General features: G+C 69.5%; 6 protein-coding genes and 2 pseudogenes. 4 read left to right on the top strand and 4 right to left on the bottom strand.

Translation table 11 applies throughout. From position 1 onward, the window contains the following. Nucleotides 1-169: 169 nt before the first annotated feature. From ACFV1J_RS02780 to ACFV1J_RS02765, 4 genes and pseudogenes are all read right to left on the bottom strand, one after another. Complete coding sequence (locus tag ACFV1J_RS02780) at nucleotides 170-10,054, bottom strand: neuraminidase-like domain-containing protein (RefSeq protein ID WP_385855373.1); 9,885 nt, start codon at nucleotides 10,052-10,054, stop codon at nucleotides 170-172. Between the two features lie 88 nt (nucleotides 10,055-10,142). After that, entirely contained in the window at nucleotides 10,143-17,672 is a 7,530-nt protein-coding gene (locus tag ACFV1J_RS02775) for a SpvB/TcaC N-terminal domain-containing protein (RefSeq protein ID WP_385855372.1), read from the bottom strand. Between the two features lie 375 nt (nucleotides 17,673-18,047). Then, nucleotides 18,048-18,647: pseudogene (locus ACFV1J_RS02770) on the bottom strand (phospholipase domain-containing protein); the annotation flags it as partial. Nucleotides 18,648-18,708: 61 nt separating this feature from the next. Next, nucleotides 18,709-18,909: a type II toxin-antitoxin system VapB family antitoxin gene (locus ACFV1J_RS02765; protein WP_356935954.1), complete on the bottom strand. Its 201-nt coding sequence runs from the start codon at nucleotides 18,907-18,909 to the stop codon at nucleotides 18,709-18,711. A 104-nt stretch (nucleotides 18,910-19,013) separates the two neighbouring features. On the opposite strand from ACFV1J_RS02765, the pseudogene ACFV1J_RS02760 reads away from it, so the two are divergent. The 4 genes and pseudogenes from ACFV1J_RS02760 to ACFV1J_RS02745 all read left to right on the top strand — a co-directional run. Continuing rightward, nucleotides 19,014-19,514, top strand: a pseudogene (locus tag ACFV1J_RS02760) (transposase family protein); the annotation flags it as partial. Between the two features lie 184 nt (nucleotides 19,515-19,698). After that, nucleotides 19,699-19,911 (top strand): hypothetical protein, encoded by a 213-nt coding sequence (locus ACFV1J_RS02755; RefSeq protein WP_030410179.1) that lies wholly within the window; start codon nucleotides 19,699-19,701, stop codon nucleotides 19,909-19,911. Between the two features lie 34 nt (nucleotides 19,912-19,945). Continuing rightward, on the top strand, nucleotides 19,946-21,637 hold the full coding sequence (locus tag ACFV1J_RS02750) for a DUF6895 family protein (RefSeq protein ID WP_385855371.1): 1,692 nt from the start codon (nucleotides 19,946-19,948) through the stop codon (nucleotides 21,635-21,637). Nucleotides 21,638-21,940: 303 nt separating this feature from the next. After that, nucleotides 21,941-22,420, top strand: coding sequence for a DUF6193 family natural product biosynthesis protein (locus tag ACFV1J_RS02745; RefSeq protein WP_385855370.1), 480 nt, complete (start codon nucleotides 21,941-21,943; stop codon nucleotides 22,418-22,420). Nucleotides 22,421-22,457 lie beyond the last annotated feature (37 nt).

Below are 22,457 nucleotides of genomic sequence, written 5' to 3'. Positions count from 1 at the left end.
CCACTACCAGTCAACGGCGCAAGAGACGAACGCTGCCTGATGTGGCACCAAGCCCTGGTCCCAGGATTGTTTCCGCACGAGCCGGCCAAGGTTGATGACGCTACGCAGTGCATCCGTGCGGGTCACGGCCTTGGTGGCCACGGCAGGGAGACACCGGTCAGCGGCTCGTTCAGGGCACGAGTTCATAGCCGCACAGGATGTACATCCGGGTGACCGGGCCGAGCTCGGTGGGGAGGGTGAACTCTCCCAGCTCCCGGTCACGGGCGCGACGCAGCGGTGCCAACGGCAGGTGTAGTTCGCCGTGGAACAGGCCTGGATATTCGGCACTGGTCACGCAGGTGATGTCGTGCCCGCCACAGCGGCCGTTCTCGTCGGACCCGTGGGGGACCTCATGCTCGGTCCTGAACCGCACCGCGAAGCGGCCGACGTCATCGCGGGCCGCGGTCTCGATGAACAAGCCGAGCCTGTTGACCCGTAGGTCCTGATGACCGGGAAGGTAGGGGAAGTGCTCCCGCCCCAACCGGAGCGGCAACCGCCGCGGACCGGTGGCCGCGGTCAGCTGGTGCCAGTCGTCGGGGAAGTCGTGCCGCACGTCGAACAACTGCATGCCCCCGCCCGGCAGTTGGCGCCGCGCGGCCGTGCTCGCGGCCCTGCGCAGAACGTCACCGCCCTCCCTTGCCGTGTAGTTGACGTGCAGCACGATGTCTCCGAGCGTGTCGAAGTCGAACTGGTTGTTCTCCTGGGGCATCTCGATCCGCCAGCGGCTCACGGCCCCGGCGAACTCGAAGGGCAGGTACCGCTCGTCGGTGAAGCGCAGCTCGAAGAGGCCCGAGTCGTTCTGGCCGCTCGACGTGGCGATCGCCTCGGTCGCGGCGTAGGTGCGCACCACCCGCCGGTCGTCGCCGGCAGTCTGGTAGCCGTCGGAGTCGGGGCCGGAGCAGCATCCGGCCGGCGGCTCGGCGAGCGCGGGATCGATCCGGGTACTGCTGGCCAGCAGAGTCAACCGAGCGTGTACGCCGGTGTAGGGCCCCACCACGCAGGGAATCGTCACCGTCACGCTCTTGATCCGGCGCATGTAGTGCCCGGGGTGGTCGAGGTCGAACAGCCACTCAGGGATCTCGATTTCGGCCCAGCCGGCATGCTGGAGATGCAGGAAGGCGAGCGGGAACTCCTTGCGCATCGAGATGTGCTTGGTCAGCTCGTACTCGCGGCAGTTGGCGTCGAGATAGGCCCCTTCCATCTGCCGCACCGCCAACTGCAACCGTTCGCCGGCCAGCAGGCCCTCGTGCAGGCCGTCCCAGCCGGCCTCGGGCAGGAAAGCGCGGGCTGTGTGGCCGCGTTCGTAGTTGAAGGCGCGCTGCGCCCGGCGGCAGGTGTGCAGCGTCACCTCATACAGGCCGCGATAGAGCGCGGCGGTCTCCCGCTGGAGGTGCAGGTACAGCTGCGTGCCGGTGAATTTGTCCCGGAGGAAGTCGGAGACCTCGGCGCTGTGGTGGATCTGCTGCTGGTGGTTGTTCAGCTCGCGCAGTGCGATGTCACGTCGCCGGTGGGCGGCCAGGATCTGTCGTTCGATCTGCTCGATCTCGATGCCGATGACCTCGACCTGGTGGTGCCATTCCCGCTCCCTGCGGTCCCAGCCGCCCTCGGTGAGGCTCAGACCCGCGCCCGTGTTGGCGTTGTCGGCGATCGCCATCATGATCCGTGCCGCGGTGGAGAAGCCGGAGGCCAGCTTGTTGCCGACCGGGAGTTGGTTGAACTCCAGCGGGGTACCCGCGATGCCCGCGATGCCGATCCACATGTCCGGGCTGATCCCGATGCCCTGCGCGACGCCCTCCAACACGTTGCCGGCGATCCGGGACGCGATCGACACCCCGGTCAGCGCCGCATAGCCGGTCTCGCCGGCGTTGAGCCCCCCGGCGATCAGCTCCTGGTAGTACCGCAGCCGGGCGAGCGCGCCCTCCTTGGTCTTGTCCAACGCCTGCACCTGCCAGTCGGCCTCCCGCCACTGGTTCTTCCTGATCTCCAGGGCCAGGTCCAGCAGTTGCCGCTCGTGGTTGTTGCGCAGCGCGGCCAGGGCTTCGGCATCACCTTTCTCGTAGGCCGCGAGCAGCGCCGCGCCCAGTTGGCGTACCTCCGCGCAGAGTTCGTTGGCCTTGGCCACCAGAAAGGTGAACCGGTACGGGCTGCCGCCGCACTTGCAGTCCTCCGCACAGTCACCGGCGCACTGCTCGGCGGTCTCCTGCCACCCTTCCCGCAGCCCGGTCCGACCGAAGGCACCACGCTGGGGAAGCCGGTAGCGGTTGAGACAGTGGTGAATCAGGGCGATACGGTCCGCGGTGTCGTCGTAGAGGGCGATCAGCCGCGGGTTCAGCGGCGCGGGACGGGTGACGAGGCCGCTCACCGTCATGGACTCGCCGACGTGGTCCCGGGCCCGCACCACGGTGGGGCGATCGCCCAAGATCCGCTGTACGGCGGCGAGGAGAACGCCCGCTTGCTGTGCGCCCTCCACAGTGTTGTGGCAGGCGTGGGCTTCGGCCCACTGCACCATGGTCTCCAAGTGGGCCAGCAGCACCGCCCGGTTCCTGGCCCGGTCCTCGCCGACGGGCGCACTCGGGCAGCACGGCAGGTCCTGTCCTCGTCGGCGCCGCTGGTTGTCCGTGGCGCAGGAGGCCCAGGCGTTGTCGCGGGCCTGAGGCTGGTACGCCAGCTCGTACCACTTGAGCGCGGACTCGTACTGGCAGTGGGTGCGCAGCGCGCCGGCCACGGTCATCGCCACGCTGAACGGCGAGGGCGGCAACAGCGGAGCCCCCGGGGCGACGTGGACGAAGTAGGGGTAGGCGGCGAGCCCACCGGGGAAGCTGGGCACAGGGTCCGGCGTCTGGACCAACGGAAGCGGTACGGCGTTGTCCTCGGCCAGGTCGTAGCGGAACCCCGGTGGCGTCGGGTCGGCGTGGCCGATCACCGGCGTGACCGCGCCCACCACCTCGAAGCGCAGGGAATCCGCCGTGCGTCCGGAGAACTTCAGGGTGGCCGTCTCCGCGGTGACCGCGACGCCCTGGCCGGACCGGCGCGGCGGGTCGAACTCGCCGTGCCGCACCCGGCTCCAGCACAGATGCACCATGGGTTGTGCGTCCCAGTCCAGCAACGCGGGCAGCTTCTCCGGCCGGTGCCAGTCGGAGGTGTCGCGGTGCGTTCGGTCCGGCTCAGCGCCGACATCCGCGTACTGGCCCTGCGCCGAGTAGAACGCGGAATCGGCGAGCCAGAAGTAGTACTCGTCGACGTGGTGCCGTTCCTCGCCGCACTGCGCGCAGCAGAGGGACTCCTCGCGCCAGGCATCGAAATGCGTCCCGGCGGGCGGGAGGCCGGCGGCGGCGACCCGGACGAACCGGGTGCCCAGGCGGACCGCGGCGGACAGCCACAGCGGAAGTCCGCCGTCGCTGTCCGCGGATCCCTCCTGGCGGTCGCGCTTGTCATCCTCACGTTCCTGGCAGTCGCGCGCGTCACCTTCACGTCGGGGACGGTCGTCGTCCGGGAGGCGGACGTCGGGGGTGAGGCCGAGCACCGGCGCGAGCCAGGAGTTACGGGCGGCCCGCTCGGGCGAGCCCAGCAACCCCAGTCCCTCCGGGGCCGGTTGCCGCAGCTGGATTCCGGAGGGTTCACGGGCCTGCAACAGGGTCAGTGACGGGTGCTCCGGCGGCCGTTGCACCGGCCACCATTCCAGTCCTCCGGGTACCGGCACGGTCAGCGTCGACCGGCGCAGCTCGGACTCCAGGAACGCGAACGCCTCCGACTCCCGCGCGGTGCTCAGCTCGTCCCACTCGATCCAGTTCTCCCGGTAGACCTCGCGGCGCCGGCATGCCTCCCACACCCGGTAGGTGGCGAGCCTCCTCTCCCACAGCCGGACGAACTCCGGCCCCGGCGTCAGTGTGGGTTCGAGCCCGAGCCGGGCCCGCTGGACGAATGCCTGCACGGTCCGGACGGCCTCCTCGATCCGGCTCATCCGCTGGCAGATGCCCGTCTCGACGTCTTGGACCAGGAGATCCGAGAGATCCTTCGGTGCGGTCGCGAAGGTGCCCGGCGCCCATGGCAGCGGCACCCGGTCCATCCCGCACAGGTACCCGAACAGGGCCGTCCTCGCCCGCTCACGCAGACCGTCGTTGAGCCCGCGCAGGTCCTCGTAGCGCAGCGGCTCGCCGTTCTCGAAACAGCCGTCCCGCACGAACCGGGTGAGGTTCGCGTTGCCTGAATCGGGTTGCGCCCCGGGGTCGTCGGCGGCCCACTTCCACGGCACGGCATCGCCGATCCACCGGCACGCGAAGTGACTGCGCAGCCGGGTCAGCCATTTCTCGCCCTGCCAGACCCGCAGCGCCCACCGCTCATCGGTGAGGTCGTCGGCGTCGAGCACATGCGGTGGCGTCGCGAAGTAGGTGTGCAGCAGCGGCGAGTGCGCCAGATCGACGCCCAGATGTCTGAGCAGCTGCGCCGGGTCGTCGGGCTGCTGTTCGCGCACATCGGCGAAGAGCAGCCAGACCGGGCGCTCCCGGGCGGACTCGGTCTCCGCGCGCAGCAGGCAGTAGTCGAAGAGCCTTTCCCACCAGTCGAAGAGTGCCGCCTGGCGGCGCGGGCTCGGCGCGGTCCGCTGGTCCCCCACCGGTTGCGGCGGGTACGGGTCGGACACCGGCAGGAGGTCGAGGTCGAACCAGGCGTGGTGCACCCCGAACGCCGAGGGCCCGGTCCTGGGGTAGGACGTGCCGGCGAAGGATTCCGGATGCGTGATCAGGTGGCCCAGTTCGGACTGCCGGTATCCGGGCACGATCGTCGCGGAGAGCGCGAACCGGCGGGCGAGCAGCGCCGCCTTCACCGCCCGCTGGTAGGTGCGGCGGATGTCGCGCAGGGTGGCGCCGTAGCGCTGTTCCAGGTACTGCGCGGCGGCCTCGCCCGAGGCGTACCGGCCCTCGGACCCCACGAGGCCGTCGCCCAGCGTGCCGTCCTTGGCGTCCCGGAACAGCCGGTCGAAGCCGACCTCCGTCAGCACACCGTCGCTGTCCGGGCCGCGGTACTTCAGCTGGAACCCGGTGTGCTCCGGACAGACCTCCTCGGCCCGCTCGAAGGTCGGATCGGACTGGGCGTACTCGATCGTGATCCGGTAGGCGCCCCGGCGCAGCCGCACGCCCCGGGATTCGGCCGCCGGGGCGTCGTCGGAGGCCCCGTTGTGGTCCAGCATGATCCAGGTCTTCTGGCCGCGCCCCAGGGTGACCCGCCAGCGGTGCTCGCGGGCGCGGGCGAAGTCCGGTGCGGTGTCGCCCTCGGTGGGCGCGCCGGCGTGGAAGTGGTACTCCCCCGCCTCGTCGACCAGAAGCGCACCGGTCCAGCACACGGTGAAGGGACTCGCACCACCGAGCGGCTCGGCGTCCCCCTCCCTGACGGCGAACCCGTTGCGCACGCCGACCAGGCGGGACTGGGCCGGGCTCGGCGTGAGATCCATCGCCGGCAGCACGGTGGGCACGGGAGCGTTGTAGTGATTGCGCACGGGGCCGAAGGCGGTTGCCGGGCCGCGGGTCTCCCTCCAGACCAACTTGCCCGCGCCGTCGTGCAGTTCGCCGAGCAGGCCGGTGCCGACGAGGCCCAGCAGCGCGGCGAAGGCGCCACCGCTGGGCAGTGGGGCCCAGGTCACCTCGGGTGTCTTGCCGTCGTCGGTCTCCCACGGCGTCGCCGCCGCGTTCTCGTCCGCCCACAGGGTGCGCAGCACCGTGGCCGCCGCGGCCGCGTCGGGCGGGCATCCGGTCACCGCGGCCACATGCGCCGCCAGATGGTCGACGATCACCTTGCAGCGTGCGTGGAAGCGGGCGAAATGCGCCTGGAAGGAGGCGAACCTGGCCTGCTCGTCGGGTTCGGAGACCAGGGTGTCGATGGCCGACTCGGCATTGTCGAAGATCGCCGCGAACGGGGCGAGCGCGGCCCGGGGCGCGAAGTACAGGTTACGCACGGCGACTTGCTCGGCCTCCCGCAGCGGCCGCAGGTGGCTGAGCTCCTCGATCACCTCGGTGTCGGAGACCGGCAGCGAGGTCCACAGCTCCTGGGCGGTGGTGTCGTAGCCGAACGGCCCTTCCTCCGGTCGCCGCCACATCAGGGGCGAGGTGTCCGCGGCCGCCAGCGGCGTACGGTACTGGCGCCCCCGCACCTCGACCGGGCAGCCGCACCGCTCCAGCACGGCCGGGAAGAAGTGTTCCCCGAGCGCCTGCCAGGCATCGGGTCCGCTCGAAGCCGGGACGTAGCCGAACTCGTCCCGCAAGGCCGCGGTCATCCGGGGCCACGTCCAGGCTTCGGCGTCCTCCTCGGCAACGCGCACGGCCAGCAGGGACCGCCGCAGCGCCCACAGCGTCTGCGCCTCGTCACACCCGGTCGATCCCGCCGGCTCGGGCAGTGACAGCGGATCGTCGGCCGACTCGTTGCGGTCCTGGAGAGCGAACGGGTCGTCACCGTCGCGGTGTTCTTCGACAGTGAAGAGCCACATGATCTCGCCCACGGTGAAGTCGGAGGCGTAGATCTTGCCGAGGACCTCCACGAACCGCAGCGTGTGCGTGGGCAGCGCGTACCAGGTATCGCTCGCGGTGTCGGGGTCGAACCCGGCCAGCCGGGACAACACCGTGAGGTTCCCGGCGAGCGCCTTGGCGAAGCGCGGTTCCCGGTGCCCGCAGGAATAGCGGGCCCGTGCCAGATCGCCGATCCGGTCCAGCACGAGCTCGACGGCCCCGGCGGCCGGGGGCTCGGTGGCCCACAGCCCCAGCAGCGGCACCCTCTCGACCGGCGACGCCGCGTCGGCCCGATAGGTGTCCACGAGGGAGAGGCACAGCTCCGTGTGCAGGATGAGCAGCGCCGCGAGCTGGCGGCAGAAGTCCGCGTTGATCGCCGAACCCTTGAACAGCCGCAGCACCTCGCACACATCACGCAGCATCGCGAAGGTGATCCCCGGCGCCGCGCCCTCGCGCAGCCGACGCCACAGCCGAACGAAAACGATCAGCCGGCGCAACGCGGCGCGCGGGTCCTGCTCGTCGGTGGCATCGGTGAACCTGATGCGCAGAGCGTCGAGGCAGCACGGCTCGCAGTCGGGAAAGTCCGAGTCCTCTCCCTCCGGCGCGGCCCTCTGGAACGCGACGAAGCCGCTGCGCCACAGGTCGAGGAACTCGCAGTAGCTCAGGCCGGTGCGCTCCAGGAACTCGGGTACCCGCAACACGGCGTCGGTCCAGGACGATTCGCCGACGGACTCCTTGACGAACCCGTACACCTCGTACAGGCTCAGCCGCCCCCTCCCCTTTTTGAGGGCGATGTCCCGGGCATAGAGCAGGTCGTACTCCTCGGTGGAGATGCCCAGATACTCGCAGGCGATCTCCAGCCGGACCGGGTAGCGCCACCGGTGGCTCTGGAACCCGGCGGGCTCGTGCGCCGGGTCCAGCACCAACTCGGTGATCTCCTTGCGGAACCGGCGCATCGCGGCGTACCGGCTGGTGCCCAGGAAACGCAGATAGGACCTGTTCACGTCCAAGGGCTGGTGGTACGGCAGGACGGGTGCGGTGAACTCCTTGCGCAGCCGGGCGTAGGCGTCGAGGTGCGCCTGGGGTAGGGCTTCGGTGGCCGGTGAGGAGTGCTCCGGCACCACGGCGAACAGCGTCGCCGGATCGTGCGGCTGCCCCAGCGCGTGCCCGGCAAGCCGGTCCGCGGCGGTGTCGTGAATCGCGCCCTGCGCACCGCCGCCCGCCAGCTTCTCCAGACTCTCGTTCACCAGGTCGATCACCGGCAGGGGGGTGCCGAAATTGGCGGCCGTCACCTGCAGGTCGCCGAGCGGGCCGCGGCGGTCGACGAGCAGTTCGCCGATCGATGCCACGTTGACCGGCGTGGTGGGGTGCTCGCAGGTCGACGCGGCCGAGATCCGCAGCAGATCATGCAGGTACTTCGGTGGACCGAACGGTGAAAGGTGCTCCGGCGGCACACAGTCGGTCAGTGTGCCGTCCGGGTTGACCGGCGCGAAGCTCTCGTCCGGCGGGCCGGCCGGATCGGCGGGTCCCCCCGCGGCCTGTTGGATCTGCGCGGCGAAGGGGTGCGCGACGGTGCCGACGAGCGCCGCGGCGAAATCGGCCGCCGGCAGCGCGGCCGGCTGCGACGTGCGGGTGAAGCCGGCCGAGTACAGCGATTCCATCAGCGAGAACCGCAGTTCGTCCCCGGCCGCGAACGCGGTCAGTTCGTGCAACGCGTCGAGCACCGCGACCGCCTGCTCCAGCCAGCGCTGTGCCGCGACGTCCGTGCCGAAGGTGTCGGCCAGCGCGGCCTCGAACGCGGCGTCGTTCCGGGGCTCTCCGAAGACGAAGGTGCCACCGCCGTGGTCGCCGTACGCCGCGATCATGCGGGCGAACACGTCCGAGGCGGGCACGCCGAGCGTCGGAAGGGTACCGGCGGCGGGCGCCTCCGCGGTCGGGGGCGTGACGGGGACGGTGAAGAACTTGCGCAGGTGCCGGACGAAGGCCTGCGCCCGCTCCGAGACCGTGCCCGGCTCGGTGAACGGCGGGAGCAGCGCGGGATCGCCCCGCAGGAGGGTGCGCCACCGCTCATCGGTGACCGCCACCAGCCCGGCGACCGTGGTGACCGAGAGCGGCGGCTGCCCCACCGCGACCACCAGCGGATCGTGGTTCCCGGTGACCGCCCGCAGCACCAGCTCCAGGTACGGTCCGGGTGACGCGGCCGCGGTCGGGCCCCAGAACCCCACGTCGATGGCTTCCGCGGCCCCGGGATGCGTGCTCCACGACCGCACCACGTGGGACACCGGGGGCGCCAGCGCGACGGTCGGCTCCGACGTGGTGACCGAGCCCAGCGCGCGCAGTCGGCGGGCCGCGGCATCCGGACCGATCGCCGGTTCGGCGGGCCTGGTGAGCAACGGCTCGGACGCGGCGACCACGCCGTTCTCGATCGCGATGCGCAGCTGCGCCAGGGACTGCGCCTCGGCGCCGAAACGGGCCGCGTCGTAGCGGTGTTGGGGATCGACCGTCATCGGCAGTGTCGCGCCGAGCGCGTACAGGTACGCCGCCGGCACCGCGAACGTCGGGTCCAGAGCGGTCGAGCCGGCCTGGGGGACCAAGGTGACCGCGGCGGCCCCGGTCTCCGTGCCGGTCAGGATCGGGAAGGTGAGCCTCGCCCGGGCGGCGTCCGCGGCCAGCCGTTCGCCCTGCACGGCCGCCGAGGCGGCGAAGACGAAGGTGGCCAGCCGTGCGGCCCTCGCGTCGACGGTGGCGTGATAGCCGGCCAGTTCCGCCTCGAACCGCTGCCGGTCGTTCTCCGCCTTCTGCACGTCGAGGCCGACGGCCACGGGCGGCTCGGTGTACATCTCACCGAGCGGGCGCGGCAGGTCCGGGGGTGGATACACCAGCCGGTCCCAGGTCAGTTCGGCTGCCACATGCCGGCTCTGCGCCGGGCTGAGCGGCGGGCGCCGCACGAGGGAGCCACCCGTGCCGGGATCCTTCGCCAGCACCTTGTCGATCTTCGTGACCAGGTCGGCGAAGTTCGGCGGGGTACCGTCCTTGGGCAGCTCGACCTGGTCTCCGCCTGGCGACGTCGCCGGCACCGCCGCGTAGGCGCTCGCGGGCATCGCGAAGTACGCCGGCTGAAGCACCGGCAGCGTGCCCACGCTGGTGACCTTGATGTTGAAGTCCAGCTCCCCGTCGCCGATGGGGACGCCGTCGCGGGTCAGCTCCAGCCGGAGGTCGTACGAGGGGGCGGTCGGGTATTCCGGATGGCCCGCCGGTGGCGTCACCACGATCACCGCGGTGGCTATCGCCTCCTGGAACCGTGTGGTCACGGGCGGCAGGCCGCCGCCGGCGATGTCCTGGTAGTGCTGGATGATCCCCGTGTTGGTCACGTTCACGTCGTGCTTGGTGACATCGGCGGGCGTGACGGCGAGCCCCTTGGCCGAGCCGATCGGTACGCCCTTCCTGGGATCGGCGAAGGTCAGGTCGAAGGCGGTCACGGTCAGCTTGTCCAGGGCTGCCCGGAAGTCCGTCGCGGACATGGGCTTCGTCGGATGCAACCGAACGATCATCAAATCCGGCATGTCAATCTTCGCCCCTCTGCCCCGATTCCGGCTGCTTCCAGTACGGCTATTTCCAGTACGACTTGACGAATCCGATGCCGGCCCCGACGACCGCGCCCACCCCGGCCCCGACCGCGGTACCCACTCCGGGCACGATGCTTCCGACCACGGCGCCGACCCCGGCCCCCGCCGCCGCTCCGGTCAACGTGGCCGCGGCCACCCCGGCGGTCTCGCTGCCGGTCTTCTCGGTGACGATTTCGCCCACCTTGCCGCTGACGTACGCGGTGCCCTGAATGCCGACCGCGGCGACGGCCCCCGGCGCGCCCGCGAAACCGACGGCCGTCGACACGACACCGATTCCGGCGTCGACCTTCTCAGCCGTGGTCTTCGCGGTGGCCACTTGGAGGGCGGTGGCGCCCACCGCCAGCGGGGCCGCCACCTTCCCGACCACCTTGAGCACCGGCGCAGCCACCCGCAGGGCCCGTGCGCCCGTCCCCAGCGCCTTGGCGGCGAATCCGGTCTCGGAGGCCACCTGCGCGGTCGTCGAAACGGTCTTGGCGACGGACGCGGTCTCCGTCGCCGCCGGCGCGGCGGCGGCCGCGGTGCCGGCCACGGCTTGCTCCGTCAGGTTGAAGGTCTGGGCGAACGACTGCTCCACCTCGGCGGCGACGGACGCCGTCGATGCCGGGGCGGACCCTCCCCCGCCGAGCGCCTGCACCTCACTCACCGTGTCGCCGAGGGACCGATGGATGGCCGCCTGGTTGGTCAGGATGGCCTTGTCCAACGCCTGCCAGTTGACCGCGGTGTTCGTGGTCCGGCCCGCGGTGCGGTAGGCGTCACGGGTGGCCTCGATCAGTGCGCTTTCGCTCGCGAGGGCGCCACTCTTGACCTGCTGGGTGATGACCTTCTGGAGTTTGCCGACTTCGGTGTGGAACAGGCCCTTGCCCGTCTCGACCAGGACGCCCAGCTCCTGGCTGGCCTTGGAGACCGCGCGGGAATAGAACGAGGCTCCCGTCGGCGACGTGCGCTGGGCGATCCTGGCCGCCACCTGGATGGGATGGTCCACCTGAACATTGCGGCCGAGCTGTGCGCGGTTCGCGACCTTCACGCCGTACTGCCAGACGTCCATCAGCGTCGGGGTCTGTGTCTGCCGACCGTCGGGATCGATCAGGCGCACCGGATTGCCATGGGCGTACTCGTACGAGCTGGCCTGAGGCGTGTCGATCGGGTCGCAGCTGGTCCAACGGCACAGCCACGGGGCGTAGTAGCGGGCACCGTGGAAGTACAGGCCGGTCTCGGTGTCGCGCTCCCGGCCGGTGAAGCGGTAGCGCTTGGGCGTCTCGGTCCTGGCACGTACCGCCTGGTAGGCCGTGCCACCGTAAGGGTGGTACTCCTCGTACGTGAGGATCCGGGCATGCTCGTCCAGTTCCAGCGTGGCGGATCCGAGATGGTCCGCCAGCTGATACCGGACCTGTTGTTCCGGACCGGAATCCGTGCCGCGGGCCCGCCGCTCCAGCAGCGCGACGCGCCGTGTGTCGTCCATGGCGTGCACCGTCCGGCGCTCCAGGGTCACCGCGCCGTCCGCGCCGTACTCCCGGTAGACCTCGAACGGGCCGATGTAGCGGCGTTCGCTGCTTCTCCTCGCCGTTCCCCCCTCGCCGCACGACGAGTCGGTGACCTTGCGGACGCGTTGTCCGGTGGCGTCGTAGGAGTAGTACGTCGTCTGTGGGGTTCCGGCGCCGCGGACCTGCCGGACGGTGGCCTCCAGCTGGTCCTCGGGATCCCAGCGCAGCACCGGCACGCCGGGCATCGCGGTGGTGTTCCCCCTGGCGTCGTACGCGAAGTCGCCGTCGCCCGCACCGCTCAGCCGGTTACCGGTGACCTCCGGTTCCAGCGCACTGGGCTCGGAGTAGCTGAACCGGCGGGTCCAGCCGGGAGCGGTGGAGGCGCGGTGTTCCAGGGCCAGCATGTTGCCGACCGCGTCGTATACGTACCGTTGCAGGTAACGCCCCATCGCCGCACCGTCACCGGGCTGGGCGAGTCCCACCCTGGGCGCGTCACCGGTGTCACCGGGATCGGTCTGGCCGAGGTGTTCCCGGCCGGTCGCCTCGATGAGCCGGTACACCGCGTCGTAGGTGTAGTCCGCGCCGGGCTCGACGACCCGGTTGCGGAAGAACGTCTTCTGCTGCGCGGTGTCCCGGATCGAGACGATGTTGCCGACCGGGTCGTGGCAGTACGTCAGGTGCTGCACCGTCCTGCGCTCGCGGCGGGAACGCGACCGCTCACGGCGCGACCGCAGCGCGGTGAGGCGGAAGGTCAGCGGGTCGTAGGTGTAGCGGGTCCGCGCGCCGTTGCCGTAGTCGATCCGGGTGCGCTGCCCGCGGGCGTTGTACTCCACCGCCGCGACCAGCACGGTGTCCGTACCGTCGGACGTGACCACGAGACGCTCCAGAAGGTTCGCCTCGTTGTAGTACGGCCGGACCACGGTGCCGTCCGGGCTGGTGATGCTGATGGGGCGGTCCAGCGCGTCGAAACGGGTGCGGCCGGTGTAGACCTCCTCTTCGAGCGCGACCTCTCCCCGCCAGTCGGGCGCTCGCCGGTATTCCACCGGGAACCGGCGCGTCGCCTCCAGCAGGTTGCCGCGGAAGTCGTACGCCTCGTGGGTGCTGACACCGGAACCGTCGTGCCGCCGGACCACCCGGGTCCGCAGGTTGCGGGCCGGATCCTCGCCGTATTCGGTCTTCTGGTGCAGAGCCTCACCGGCGAGGCCGGGACCACTGACGTAGGCGCGTACCGGGCGGTGGCCGGCGTCGTATTCGGTGCGGAACCGGAAGCCCCTGCTGTTCCAGGTACAGCGCGGGTTGCCGAGCACGTCCGGCAGCAGCGCCCCGGTGCCGGAGTCGATGCCGGCCCGGCTCACCTGCATGCCCACCATCGAGTAGTCGTGGCGGATCGCGACGCGGCCGAGCGGGTCGCGCACCTCGCGGACGTTGCCCTCGACATCCGTGCGCGTCCGGGTCACCAGGTACTCCTCGACGGGCGTCCCGTCCTTGGCGTGCCGGTTGTGCGCCACGGTGCGGAACGGGCGGGCGAGGGAGTCGAGATGGGTGTCGGTGGGGGTGTCCGCGTGGAGTGCGGCCTTCTCGGCGGCACGCCGCTGCTCGGGGCCGAGGGCGCCGTCGGCCCTGGCGGCATGCCAGGTGGTCCACCCGGGCTCCGTGGCCAGCAGTCGGCGGACCTGGCCGCCGATGTCCGGATCCTGCCGGGGGTCGGTCAGCACGGTGTCGTTGCCGTCCCACACCCGCTGGCGCCACGGGTCGAACACCGTCTTCACATAGGTGTGGTCGGGATGCAGGCTGCCGATCACCCGCTCCAGCGGGTCGTAGAGAAGCACCGTGCTCACCCCGGCCATGACCGCGGACTCGAAGGCGTGGGTCGCGGTGAAGAACGGTTCGAAGGTACGAATCGGGTTGCCCTTGTTGTTGAAGATCGTCCATCCGGTGCCGGCCCAGCGGGGCTCGACGGCCGGGCCGCCCTCGGACAGCGGCCCGGGTTCGGCCTGGACCTTGGACTGGACCTCGCGTCCGAAACCGTCTCCGTAGGCGAGGGTGTGGGTGATCCTGCTCTGCTCACCAGGGGCGAGGTCGGACTGGTGGGTGTGCCGGGCGAGGGTGGCGACCACGGCCGGTTCTCCGCGCAGCCGGAAGGCCGACTCGTCGTAACAGAACCTGGTCCCCGCCGACTTGAGCAACGCAGGCCCGGCCGCGAGCGGATCGGCGAGGTACCGGGCCACCAGCGCGGGTGACGGGTCGGGGTCGAAGCCGTCCAGGGAGTCCCCGAGGGATTCCTCGCGCTTGCCCATGGTCGCGGTCCCGGCGACCCTGGCGTGCACGTCGTAGGCCACCTGGACCCGATTGCGGTTGGGGTCGGTGACCAGGGCCGGCCGCAGCACGCGGTAGTCGTTGCCCTGGCGGAGTGCCCTGCCGTCGGCGTCGCGTTCACCCACCGTGTAGCGGTTGCCGAGCTGGTCGGTGCTGTCGGCGAGGAGCAGGTCGTAGTCGTCGTACGAGACCGTCGAGGTCCCACCGAGCGGATCGGTGAATCGGCGGGGCAGGAAGAAGTGGCGTACGGCGTGGTCCAGTTCGCCCGTGTCCGGTGGCGCGTACGCGGTCCGCGCCGAGGGAATCCACCATCCGCCCTCGTACCGCAGATATCCGGCGGTCCGCAGCATCGGCTCGTCGACCCGTTCCCCGTACAGCGCAGTGACCAGTCCGTCGGGGAAGGCGAGCCGGTACTCCTGGTAGGGCAGCGCGCGGGACTGGAGCGTGCCGAGGGGCAGCGGCCCGGAGAGATCGTCGCTCCGGTACAGGGTGCGGACGTGCTCGGTGAGCCGGAGTGCCGGTTCCGGCGGCAGAGCGTCCCAGTCCTGGTAGGGGATCGTCCGGTCGATGCCGGTCAGCGCGCCGGTCAGCTCCGCATGGGTGAACCGGGCCCCGGCGGTGGGGGTCCTCCCGGCCGGAGTCCGGGGGTGGAGTCCCAGCACTTCGAAGGCGCGTGTCCGGCAGGGCAGGGGTGCCCGGTGGCTGTCGGGTTCCGCGACGGCGTTGGTGTAGTCGTGCTCGGTGAGCACCATGTGCGTGCGCCGCTGCGGCCCCGCGTCCCGCTCCGCGAGGTCGAGGGAGGAGCCGGTACGGCCGTAGCCGATGGTCACCGACCGCAGCACATTGCCGTACGCGTCGACGGCGAGGGTGAGTTCATGGCCGATCCGCGGGTCCAACGTGCGCTCGTAGTGCCCGGTCAGGGTTTCCCTGGGATGTACGTCGAAGACCGCGTGCCGCATGCCGGACGAGTCGGCCTGCGGGGCGGCCGGTTGCACCATCCTGATCAGGTGGTTGTGCTCGGTGACGCGGTACGGGCGGCTTTCGGCGTCGCTGTCGTCGAGCGCGTACACCTCGGTGCGGAGCACCGATCCCTTCAGGGACCGGCATGCCTGCCGGGCCTCGTCGGCGGTCAGGCCGTCCGGCAGCACCGTGTCGGGGAGCACCAGGTCATCGCTGTGGTATTCGCGTTCGAGCTGCCGTGAGATCCGCTGTCCGGGGAGAAAGGCACCCGTGTGGAACCAGGTCCGGGTGAGCGTGGGTGGCCGGTAGGTGGCCTCGTCCACAGTGCCCGCCTCGGCCAACGCCTCCAACGCCTCGGTATCGGTCTGCTCAACCATGCCGAAACCCCGGAACTCACGCTCCGGACCGTCGAAATAGCCATGGTGGTAGGCGTAACGGCTGACGAACCGGTGGCGACCGATCGCGTCCACCGTCTCCACCCGCTCGACCACGTGCACGACGAACGGCAGCCGGGTCAGCCAGGGGCGTCCGGCGGCGGCGTCCTCGGCGTAGAAGTGGGTCGAGGGGGCGTAGCGGATATGTGTTTCGGCACCCAGGTTGTTGCGGACCCCGGTCAGCAGATGGGGTTTGCCGCCGCGCATCAGGTCCAGATAGCGCAGCTGCCGGCCGGAGTCGGCGGGCAGCGGCGAGGACCACACCAGACAGCCGGTGCCGGAGCCGAGCAGGTCGAGCACGGCCACCTTGGAGGCGTTCTCGATCCGGGGAAAGGCCACGGCCAGGGGGTGCGGAGCACTCCATGCGTTGCCCGAGCGGTTCAGGTAGAGACGGACCCCGTCGCGGTGCAGGTAGATCAGGTCCGTCGGACCGGAACCGTCGACATCGGCCAGTCGGATCCTGGCCGGGTCGAACTGGTCCGGATTGTCGAGCCGGGGAGCGCCGTCCATGCTGACCTTCGCGCCGAACCGGCCGTATCCGAGGTTCGGCCAGTAGCAGATCTCGCCGTTGCGGATCCGGACCAGATCGGCGAGCCCGTCACCGGAAAGGTCCGCCAGGTGGATCGACGAGGAGCGGTCGGCGAAGACCAGCCGAGGCCCGGCTTCCTCGTCCCTTGCCGGCCAGACCCGACGGCCGGTGTCGAATCCCTCCTCGCCCAGCGATCGATACCAGGTCCAGCCCGGTTCGCCGGTGACGAGCACGTCCGCGCGGCCGTCGCCGTTGAGGTCCACGAAGCGCAGGTTCGGGTCGTCCCACGCCAGGTTCGGCCGGGACCGGAACGGCCGGAACACCTCCCAATCCTGGTCGGACCGCTCGGTGAACCCCGGTGTGGAGCCACCGAAATCCACCACGGCCGGGCGGCCGTCGCCGTCCAGGTCCAGCAGCTCGGTCCGGCCGTCGGCCGGGCGGCTGCGCACCACGCGCATCGGCCCGAGGTGGCCACCGCCGAGGTTGGGCTTGTAGAACCAGGTCCCGGCCTGCTCGGTGAGTAACCCGGCCAGCCCGTCGCCCTCCAGGTCCGTCCATCGGTAGGCCGATCCATCCCCACCGATCGGCGCGTTCGTCAGGTCGGCCGCGTCGAGCGTGCGTATCTCGGTGTCGATCTCGGCCTGGGAATAGGAGAATTCCAGCGGCGGCAACGACCTGGTGAGGTATCCACCGGAAGCCCGCCGCCGCCAGCCGCTGTGGGACACCGACTCCAGGAACGCGCCCGTCACCCCGCCCCGTTCGGCATCGCCGCGATAGGCCAGCTCGGTGGAGCGCACCAGGCAGTCACGACCGACATCGGGCTCGTCCGGGAAATGATGGAACATCAGCACCCGTCGGCAGAGCCGGTAGCCGCGAATCTCGAATCCGGCCCGGTAGGAGGAGAACGGGTCCAGCCGGCAGGTCCAGGGCCGGACCTCGACCGTACTCTCGTCGTGTTCGCCGTAGTCGAACACGACCTCGAACATGTAGTCCGAGTCATCGGAGACCAGCCGGGAGACCGTGTTTCCGTAGTGGATTCGCTTCAGATACCGGTTTGCGGCGCGACCGGCCGTGGTGCGGTTGCGTTCGCAGTCGGCATGGAGATCGACCCCAGCGTCGTCCTCGGCCTTGTACTCATAGCGGACCACATTGCCGATATCGTCATGACTTTCACAGATCAGCCAACTGAAGACCCGGCGTGCGTCGGCCGGGTCGGTGATCCGGCTGGCCGCATCACGCCCATAGACAGTGGTGACATTGTCCCGGCTGATCGAGCGCCAATGGACTTCGCCGGAACGTACCTGGGTCCACCGCTCGATTCGCGCATGGAGGCCTTCCACGCGCGGCCGGTATCGGCGCACCACGTAATCCGCGCCGTCCACCGTGCGCGACCGATGATGCCGGGTCCACTCGCCCTCGCGTTCGGCCAGGACGGGCACCAGGTCCTCCGTGCCGGACAGGATGAACGTGTCCTCGACGTCGTCGGAATAGGTCGGGATGCCCTTGTCGGTCTTGCGAGTGATCGCCGGAAGCCCCATCCCCCAACCGATCCCGAACGGACCGTTGCCGGCGGCCGAGTCGTAACCCAACGTCAGAGATGGGGTGAACCCGGACCGTCCCGGGCTGAGTGCGAGGGGAACGGAGAGCCCGCCGGTGCCGGTGACCAGGTTCGCGGTGAACTTCTCCCCCATCCCCCGGATCGCGCCGCCACCTTTGGGCAGCGAGATCGCCGGCCCGTTCCGCAGGCCCGGGGCGGTGTCGCCGGAGGGTTGCGGCGGCGTGGTTGGCCCCACGATGGGTGCGGATTCGTTCGGGCCAACTCCACCGAGCACGTCCGCCTCCCCTGGGGGATGTGGCGACCGAGTATCGGACCAGCGGCTCGGTATAAGCCGAGGCTGCCGTCCGGATCGCCATCACCGACACAATGCCTTTAGCAATGCTGTACACCACGTCCGTGGACGCGACCCGCGGCAGCTCCAGATCAGGTTTTGTTGAGCGGCATCCTATGTACCTGAAGTCATGAGTGCTCGAAAGTTTCGATATTGACGCCTTTCGACAGAATATGAGCGAAACGGGAAGTGCCTCCTTACTCTTTGCTGGCCGCCCCTCATCGTCGGCAGTCAGCAGGTCATGCCCAAGTGCGCCCCGCCGCACCTGTAACGCCGGGATCAGCCGCTGACGCTGGCCGTGCCCGTCTCCAGGTGCCCCGTGAAGCGGCGCGACCAGGCCGCGTCGGCATCGACGGTCACCGTGAAGTCGTACCAGCCGTTCTGGTACGCGACGGCATTGAATAGTCCTCCGTCGAAGCGCCGGCAACGACGGCGTAGGTCCAGGGGCCGTCGCCTCGGTAGCGGTTGGAGGTGATCGTGAACTTGACCGAGGACGAGCCCGTGTTGGTCATCTTGACGTAGATGGCGAGCTTGCCCGTACCGGGTTCCACGGCGTAACGGGTGCTCACCTCGGCGAACTTGCCCGCCTTGGTGGTGTCGCCCTTCGGTCAGGTCACCGCTCACCTTGCGCCGCCACGCGCTGATGTTGGGGCAGTTGGCGGGCATGCCCAGAGCCGCGGTCCAAGTCTCCAGGAGCCGGAGCACCGAGGTGTGTTCGAAGACCTCTGAGGAGACCCAGCCGCCGCGCGTCCAGGGCGAGATGACGATCATCGGGACACGGAAGCCGAAGCCGTGCGGGACCCGACACCGCGCCCACCGGCCTGCTGGTCCCACGACGCAACCGTAGGAACGAAGACCGGCGGGGCTCCCCTCGGTGCCGTCTGTACCGGCGGACTCTTGGATGCGTCGCCTGGCAGTTTGAGCGGCGGCACGGGAGGGCTCAGCCTTGCGGCTCCTGCGGCTTGACGTCGAGCTCGCGCAGACTTTGGTCCTTGAGCTCGGTGCGGGCCTCCGTACGGTGGCCACGGGCGATGTAGTCCCGCACGATCGCCTCGATCGCGTCCTGGGGCGACCCGATCCCCGCCAGGACCATCACTTCCACTACGAGTTCGGCGTCGAGACTGATATTGACCTTGGCCACCGTGCCCCCTCATCGCGTCGCATCCGCACTCCAGCTGCTCACGGTTCCATAGCTTGCGCTCAAGATTCGATCTCAGTGAAGGGCGCGAGTGGGATGACCTTGCTGTGGCTGGTGTGAACACGGCTTCGGAGCCGTCCTGGATTCCCCATTCACCAGGCTGAGCCCGCATCAGTTCGGCAAGCTGATCACAGCACTGTGACGTGAAGGCGCGGACCCCGTCCGCAAGGGCCGGCCATGGAGCCTACCGATGGAAGACAGGGTTCTACTGGTCGCCACGTACTGGCGCACGAACCTCACCCTGCGGCAGCTCGCCCGCTGTTCGACATCTCGAAGTCGGCCGCCGACCGCGCGGCGACCACCTGCAAGGCGTGGGAACCGTCCGGTGCGAAAGACGCCGTCGGCAGGACCACGGTGCTCGCGGACGGCGGCTACCGGGCACCGGCCTGGTCATCCCGCACCGCCGCGAGCCCGGCCCGGCCGCGCCGAACGAATCTGACCGGTGGTCGAAATACCGTGACGCGATCGCTCCCCGGAGCAAGCTGCGGATGCCCCTCTCAAGGCTCTGCCGCCACGAAATGTTCGGCCTCCTCCGGTCGCACCACCTGAAGCCACGAAGCCACGCACCCTTCGAGAGCATTAGGCCGAACGGGTGCTTTCTCCGCGCGCTATACGTGTCTTACCTGGACCTATCGAATCGTCACTTTTCCGGGACAGGCGAAAGTCGTGACAAGTCCATCACCGAAACGCGACACTCGATATATCCATCCGCACCACTCCGAAGGAGTAACCATGTCCTGTCCTCCCCCGCCAGTCGATGCCCGAAAGGCCTTAGATTTCCTGCGGACGAGCGGACTCGTCGACCTCCGCATTCCGCTGGAGCAAGTCGTCGACCAGGTCAGCCAACTCGACGACGTGGCCGGCTACGTGCTCGCCTGGGAGCGATATGTCCTTGTGGTCGCCAACCAGGTCGCGGAGTGCGACGACGGCGCTGCGGGCAACTGAGCCATTGACTGCGCCGACCGCCGGGAGGCATCTGATGGACACGACGCAACCCGGTGACGGCTCGTCACAAAGGCGCGCGGTGGAGTCCCGGGCAGTCGCCTGGCTCGCTGCGCGCCGGGATCTCATCGATCCGGCCGAAGCCGCCACCGGCCGGGTGCTGTTCGCCCGCAAGGCCCTTATCGAGACCGCCTTCCTTGTGGGGCTTCGGGCGCGTCTCGACCCGGAACCCTTGGACGGTCATTACACGGCCCTCCTGGATCAGATCGAGAAGATCGCGGCTCGTCCCTCCTATCGGGAGTTGATCGCCCGGGACGAAGCTGCCCTTCTGCTGTACGCGGGGACTTATGCGGCACTGCGGCTCTGCGGACGCGACGACCAGGAATTCCGGCAACTCCTCACTCAGGCCGCTGCCGGAGGGTACGCGACGGCCTTCGAGCGGATCCCGTACCGGCAGCTCGATCTGCTGCACACCCTGGAGCTGTGCGGTGTCCCACACTCGCTGCCGGCCATGGACGAGGTTCTGCCGTTCACCTTGCTCTGCAACAAGCCGAACGTCGTCAAACTCGCCGACCGCGACATCTACGCCATCACCCACACGATCTTCTACGCCACGGATTTCGGTCTGCGTGAGCCCGGTTGGCCACCGGACTTCGATCTGGGCGAGGCGGTGGAGCTGCTCGAAGCACTCCTCGTTCTCACCCTTGACCAACGAAATGCCGACCTGGTGGCAGAAATTCTGTGCTGCCTGTTGTGCCTCGGGGTGCGAGACTCCGAGGAAGCCAGCAGGGCATGGGAGTTCCTCGCGGCGGCACAAGAGGCCGAGGGGCGGGTCAACGGGCCGCCTGGCGTGGTCCACCCCGGACTCGCCGACGGCGACGACGCATACCAGCACTGGGCCACCGGCTACCACACCACCATCGTCGTGGCCCTGGCCGCGCTCCTGGACCGCAGCCCCAAGGTGATGCGCAGGCAGCGGCCGTCCGCACCGAAGCCCCGGTTCAGCGTGGAGCAGCCGCTGCGGCGGGCGGTGTTGTGGCTGGCGGACACCAGTCAGCGCCATGACCCGGCCGGATGTCTGCCGGCCGCAGCGGCTGTCGCGCATGCGGCCGAGGCTCTTGGCGAACCCGAGCTCGCTCGTCCCCTGCTCCTCGATTTCTCCGAACGTCTCGCGAACGCGGAATCTGACGTGTGGCAGGAGCACGGGATGGAGGTCGTGGGTGAGTTCGCGTTCGGCCTGCGGACGCACGGGATCACATGCCCGTCACTCGATACGTTCTTCAAGTCCACCGCCGCTGCCGTCGCACTCCTCGACAAAGTTCCGCCACAGGCGGCGCACAACGTCCAACGCCTCGTCGGTCTGGGGCTGATCGCTCCTCAGCGTGCGGTCGCACTGATCGACGCCGGAGTCGACGGGCCGCACTCCGTGCCAAAGACATCTGCCGCTGAATTGTCCGGTGCCTGCAAGGACTACCACCTGGGGCACATCGCCGGCATCGTCCGGGACTCGGCCCGTGCCGGGCGGGTACAGCACCGCGTCACCCGCGACGCCATCGCCTTTCTTCTCGCCCAACAGAGCTCATGCGGTGCCTTCGGCCGGCCGGCCTGTGACGATCCGGCAATCCGCGAACGCATGATGCTGTCGTGGACCCAGAGTGTTGTCACCACCCTGGCCACCGTGCACACAGCCTGCGGCACAGCCCTCACCGCCCCCCAGCCCCGCCCCTGAACCTGGAGACGGGACGCGCTCCGCGAGCAAGCCACGCGGATGGTCTCAAACCGTGGCACCGGGCGCGATGGTGGCCGGTGGACATGGGTGTGATGGAAATCGACCGTCCGGCCTCGATGACTTCGAGGAACCTGTGCGGTTCCGCGGACTGTCGGAAACAGGTGCGGCGCACATACACAGCACGTAGCAACAAAGCCTCAACGAAAGGCCGTTGGGCTCGCGCCGGGTCATGGTCCGGCTGCGGGCCCGCCGATATTCGTCATCAGAGCACCGGTTTCAGGCAACGGCCGCGACACTATGACCGTGGACGCGAATGACGAAACCTGCGATCAGCAGTTGCCCCTGCCTCCAAGACCAGTTCTGCCAGACATAGCTGCAGCACGCGGCCACGGGCCAGCTGACGTCGTCGAGGCCCATTGGCAATCCCTACGACTCAGCTGGCAATGGAAGCACGCAGTACACCAGGTCCGCTCACCCGGGCGCCCGTATCCGGGCATCGTTCCGCTGCTGGAGGCCGCCGCCACTCAACCACGACTGCGGCGGTTGTATCCGTTCACCAGCCACTTCACCCTGCTCTTCAGCAGCTCCACCAGCTACCCCTGGACCGTGCAGGGGGGATCGATCGAGCCCCTGGACAATGGACGGTTCAAGGTTCGCCGACGCAGTCCCTTCGCCGTGATCGGCGAAGTCGAGACCGCCGAAGAGGCTGTTGCCCGAGTGCTTGAACTCCTGCCCACCGGCCCCGAACCCGTCATCACCGCCGCCGCGGATGAGCACGTGTGACGGCGTGTGGCCATGCTCGCCGGTATCAGCACCCCGC

The organism is Streptomyces sp. NPDC059649 (assembly GCF_042734445.1).
Taxonomy (GTDB): domain Bacteria; phylum Actinomycetota; class Actinomycetes; order Streptomycetales; family Streptomycetaceae; genus Streptomyces.
The sequence above is the reverse complement of the archived record's forward strand: the minus strand, read 5'-3'. Positions and strand labels throughout refer to the sequence as shown.

What these genes read in the sequence shown, in the direction of transcription:
- ACFV1J_RS02755 (WP_030410179.1), top strand. Translation starts at nt 19,699, where the DNA reads ATGTCCTGTCCTCCCCCGCCAGTCGATGCCCGAAAGGCCTTAGATTTC.
- ACFV1J_RS02780 (WP_385855373.1), bottom strand. Translation starts at nt 10,054, where the DNA reads ATGTCCGCGACGGACTTCCGGGCAGCCCTGGACAAGCTGACCGTGACC.
- ACFV1J_RS02750 (WP_385855371.1), top strand. Translation starts at nt 19,946, where the DNA reads ATGGACACGACGCAACCCGGTGACGGCTCGTCACAAAGGCGCGCGGTG.